The organism is Phyllobacterium sp. P5_D12 (assembly GCF_054049495.1).
The window spans coordinates 1-1,546 of the sequence record NZ_JBFUMG010000803.1 but is presented as its reverse complement, the minus strand read 5'-3'; the positions used below and the strand labels follow the sequence as shown (position 1 = coordinate 1,546).

Annotated in this window: 4 protein-coding genes; all 4 read left to right on the top strand. The window is 59.1% G+C overall.

Features of this window, described 5'->3' with window-relative positions; all coding sequences use genetic code 11:
- Positions 1 to 403 precede the first annotated feature (403 nt).
- The gene (gene napE, locus ACXJ5O_RS26575) at positions 404 to 571 is read left to right on the top strand and encodes a periplasmic nitrate reductase, NapE protein (protein ID WP_457302523.1); all 168 of its coding nucleotides are present in this window, start codon (positions 404 to 406) and stop codon (positions 569 to 571) included.
- A gap of 9 nt (positions 572 to 580) precedes the next feature.
- The gene (gene napF / locus ACXJ5O_RS26570; RefSeq protein WP_457302522.1) at positions 581 to 1,081 is read left to right on the top strand and encodes a ferredoxin-type protein NapF; all 501 of its coding nucleotides are present in this window, start codon (positions 581 to 583) and stop codon (positions 1,079 to 1,081) included.
- On the top strand, positions 1,074 to 1,358 hold the full coding sequence (locus tag ACXJ5O_RS26565; protein WP_457302521.1) for a chaperone NapD: 285 nt from the start codon (positions 1,074 to 1,076) through the stop codon (positions 1,356 to 1,358). Before napF ends, ACXJ5O_RS26565 begins: the two co-directional genes overlap by 8 nt.
- A partial coding sequence (locus tag ACXJ5O_RS26560) for a twin-arginine translocation signal domain-containing protein (protein ID WP_457302520.1) occupies positions 1,336 to 1,546 on the top strand: 211 nt, incomplete at its 3' end. The genes ACXJ5O_RS26565 and ACXJ5O_RS26560, both read left to right, overlap by 23 nt.

Here is a 1,546-nt window from a genome sequence, read left to right as displayed (position 1 = left end):
CGTCCGCTTCGCGCCAGGAACGGCCGCTAGCCCTGACCTGAAAGAATGACCTAGATGGGGCCGACGGCAGACCGTCCGTTACCAAGACATCCGATGCGAAAAACGGACATCCACCACTCGGCACCAGGGTCTGGGATTGCCCAAAGCGGACATGCGGTTCAATCACCCGTCATCGGCGGTGTCGTGGGAAGAATCTGTCGTGAATTAAACGCGCGAGACCACATTTACGTGAGCGTTACTGTAACGTACTTCCTTCTTCCGTTTGGCACTGCATTATCGACATCAACAAGGCCCCCGACAGGATATCTACGATCCGTGCCCTAGACGTCCTGACTTCAGCAGAAATCGCGAGGCTTGGCGTTTCGGGAAGGAAGCGTTGATGTCCAAGTCGTCCGGCTTGCCAATGCCGAAAGAGACGCGTCGATCGCGGCGGCGGGTGGAAATCATCACGTTTCTGGTGCTTGCATTCGGCATTTGGCCGCTTGTCGCCGTGGGCGTGGTCGGCGGCTATGGGTTCCTCGTCTGGATGCTGCAGATCATTTTCGGGCCGCCGGGCCCTCCCTCTCATTGAGAGCTCACAATGATGGCAACGAGCGTTTCAAGACGGGCTTTCTTTGGTGGGCGACAGGCACCCAAATTTCGGCGCATCCTTCCGCCCGGAGCGACAGACGATGGTCTGCTGGCCTGCAGCGGCTGCGGCAGCTGTCTGGAAAGATGTCCCACTCATATCATCAGCCTTGTCGATGATATGCCGACAGTTAATTTTTCGATTGGCGAATGCACCTTTTGCGGCGAATGCGCGAAGGCCTGTCCCGAGCAGGTCTTTCACGGCAAATCATCGCGTCGTTTCCCACACGTGGCCCTAATCACTGACAGCTGTCTGGCCCAAAACCGGGTCGAGTGTCAGTCATGTCGCGACGCCTGCCCCGAGCAGGCGATCCGTTTCCGTCCTCAAGCTGGGGGACCTTTCCTGCCTGTTCTTGACGAAGGATCCTGTAACGGTTGCGGCGCATGCATCAGCGTCTGTCCCGTCACCGCCATCAAGGTCCGGGATTTGGCGCAGGGGGCAGCACATGCGTGACATAGCGGGCACCTATCACATTTCGAGCGCCGTCATCATGGTGCTGCCGTCAATGCAGGAAGCCGTACTGGCACAACTCGATGACATGGCGAATGTCCAGGTCCATGCGCATCAGGGCAAAAAGATCGTCGTCGTAATCGAAGGCACGAGCACGGGCATTCTCGGAGACTGCCTGTCGGCGATATCCACCCTCGACGGGGTGATCGCGGCGAACATGGTTTTCGAGCATGCCGAAACGGAGGAGACCGGAAGCAATGACCGAACTGACGCGGCGTGAAGTTCTCAGGGCGCATGCGGCTGCGGTCGCGGCGGCCACGGCCGGCATCACACTACCTGCCTTCGCGCAGCCAGTGCCGGGCGGTGTAGGTGCACTCGAAATCAAATGGTCGAAGGCACCCTGCCGCTTCTGCGGAACAGGATGCGGCGTCATGGTGGGCGTCAAAGAAGGCCAGGTGGTTGCAACGC